This window comes from Actinomadura sp. KC06 (genome assembly GCF_004348735.1).
Classification (GTDB): domain Bacteria; phylum Actinomycetota; class Actinomycetes; order Streptosporangiales; family Streptosporangiaceae; genus Spirillospora.
The window spans coordinates 1-2,630 of record NZ_SMKT01000352.1 but is presented as its reverse complement, the minus strand read 5'-3'; the positions used below and the strand labels follow the sequence as shown (position 1 = coordinate 2,630).

The window sequence follows — 2,630 nt, the reverse complement described above, 5'->3', positions numbered from 1 at the left end:
ACCTGCGCGACGGGCTTGCCGGTCTCCTTGACGATCCGCACCGCTCCTTCACGGAACTCCGGATCGAACCGGCGTCTCTTGTCTCCCACGACCCAACCATCTCTCTGGTTCAGGTCTCCACGCTACGAGGGGAAGCGCACTTGACCACGGCGCCCGCGTTGACCACGGCTGGCTTCATCTTGGCCTGCGCTGACCGTGGCCTGCGCTGTCCGTGGCGTCAGCCCTCACCTCGACAGTGTTCAGACCACGGCACTGCCCTGGCTTCGGTGCCGCCCGAAGCACCGTCGGCCTAGACCACGGCCGGCCTAGACCACGGCCGACCTGCACCTTGGCCTGCGCTGACCGCGGCCTGCGCTGACCGCGGCGTGCCCTGACCACGGCGCCCCGCCTCACCACGACACTGCTCCGACCACGACTCTGCCCTGGCTACGGCACCGCCCGGAGCACCACCGGCCTTGACCGCGGCTGGCCCTGACCACGGCCCGCCCTGGCCGTGACACTGCGGAAGTTCGGCCCGAGGCCACCGCGGTCCCGCTCAGACCACGCACCACGCTTGGCTATGGACCGTGCTGGCTATGGCAGCGTCCGGACCATGACACCGGGTAGACCACGCCGCCGCGCTGATCCACAGCGCCGGGTGGACTGCGTGTCGTCAAAGGTGGGACGGCACGCCGGACGGACTCGATCGTGGGTATAAAAGCGCGCTGCGCTGGCCACGGCACTGTCCATGTCACGGCGCTTCGCTGCCACGGCGTTGTGCAGATCACGGAGTCACGGCTGGCGCAACGTGGGCGACGGCGCTCGCGCAGGCCATGGCGAGGGGCAGATCACAAACGTGGGTGATCTTGGGGAGCGAGGATGGGTGCGGCGTGCGAGTGGTGCGTGTCAGGGGCGGGTCATCGCGGTGACTAGTTCGAAGGGGCGAGAGGTCGTCGGCAGTGAGGTCGAGATTCGATGCTTGAAGATTGCCTCGACGGCGCGAGCTCGGTAGCGACGAACTGTCGGAGACGCTGTGAAACACTGTCTGGATCGGAAGCTGGTGACCTTGACGCTCTCATCTCGCTGATCAGCGCCTTGAACCTTTCAGCGTCCCAACGCATCTCGGGCCCAGCGGTGTGCTGACCCTCTGCGCTCGGGCTCCCGCGCGCCATTTGCGCGGCGCGCGGGAGCCTACTCGCTTTGCGCCAAATTTGCTTCTTGACGGACGCTTCGTTCGCGTCGTCGTGCGCCCGCCGAGGTTCAGCGTCCTGCGGGGACGATCTTCTCGGTCTGCGTGAGGGCCTTGCCCAGGATGCCCGCCAGGTCCTGTCCGGTGCCTTGCGTGAAGATTGCGTGGTCGATGCCACGCTCCGCGAGACGCCCGATCCGGTCCACGGCCGCGTCCACCGAGGGCGGGCTGCTGAAGTAGCTCAACGAGGTCTTCTCGATCTCGGCGTAGTCGCGTCCCTCGCGCTCGCAGTGTTCGCGCAGCACATCCAGCTTGCGAGGCAGTTCTTCGCCGTCGAAAATGTTGCAAGCGTCGGCGTATTTGGCGACGTACCGGAGCGTCTTCTTTTCTCCGCCGCCGCCGATCAGGATCGGCGGATGCGGGGTACTCAGCGCAGGCGGCGAATTCAGCGGCCGCTCCAATGTGAAGTGTTTGCCCTCGAACGCTGATTCGTCGCCTTTCCACATCTGGTGAGCGATATTCAGCGTGTCCTCCAGCTTCTCAAATCTCTCCGCAATCGGCGGGAACTGAACACCGAGTCCTCGCGACTCGTCCGCGTTCCAAGCAGCCCCGATGCCCAGCCAAGCACGTCCGCCGGACAGTACGTCCAGCGTCGTCACCGTCTTGATGAGAATGCCGGGGTGCCGATAGGTCACGCCGGTTACCATTGTGCCGAGCGTGATTCGCTCGGTCAGCGCGGCTGCGTATGCGAGTGCGGAGTAGCTCTCCAGCATAGGATCTTCTGGCGGACCCACCACGTCGATTTGGAAGAAGTGGTCCATCACCCATAGCGAATGCAGTCCTGCCTGGTCGGCATCCTTTGCCATGCGGGCGAACGTCGGAGCGATCTGGTCCGGTCCGCCGGGAAAGGTGAAGCTGGGAATCTGGAGACCAATGCGCATGGCAGACCTTTCTCGTCCATCGTGACTCTGCGGGCTGGGCACTGTCGTCTCTCACTCTGCGGCCTGGAGTGCGCTCCAGGTCAAGCGCCGCTCGCAAACTGGCGCACCGGCTCATGTCCTACCGGCCCTGGCTTCCCAAACGCATGCCCGGAACAGGTGCTCGGCTCCCGTGCCCTGTCTCCGTCGGTGACCATTTGCCAAGGTCTGTCCGCACATCGTCGGGTGACGATTAAGCGCTAGCGCGCTTGCCGCGAGCTGCTCTTGTGAGCCCGCTTACATAAGTTTCGTCCCAGGTGGATATCGCCTAGGCTCCAGGCGCGATGGGTCTAGGAAAAGGAGCAATGGTGCTGCTGCTGATTCGGAACGCCAAATCTCAGGTTGGAAGTTCGTGGTGGGGGTGGCGCTGCGTACGGGGCCGCCCCTCCAAAGTCAAGGGCGCTTCGCGTCGCTTCGCGATGGACTTCGTCCACCCTTGACTTTGGAGCCTCTGCGGCCCCTGGTGCAGCTTTCGTCGGGCAGGC

General features: G+C 64.9%; 1 protein-coding gene. It reads right to left on the bottom strand.

From position 1 onward, the window contains the following. Positions 1-1,239: 1,239 nt before the first annotated feature. Positions 1,240-2,109, bottom strand: a complete 870-nt coding sequence (locus E1287_RS42895) for an LLM class F420-dependent oxidoreductase (RefSeq protein ID WP_131971838.1) — start codon at positions 2,107-2,109, stop codon at positions 1,240-1,242. Positions 2,110-2,630: the final 521 nt, after the last annotated feature.

What these genes read in the sequence shown, in the direction of transcription:
- E1287_RS42895 (WP_131971838.1), bottom strand. Translation starts at nt 2,109, where the DNA reads ATGCGCATTGGTCTCCAGATTCCCAGCTTCACCTTTCCCGGCGGACCG.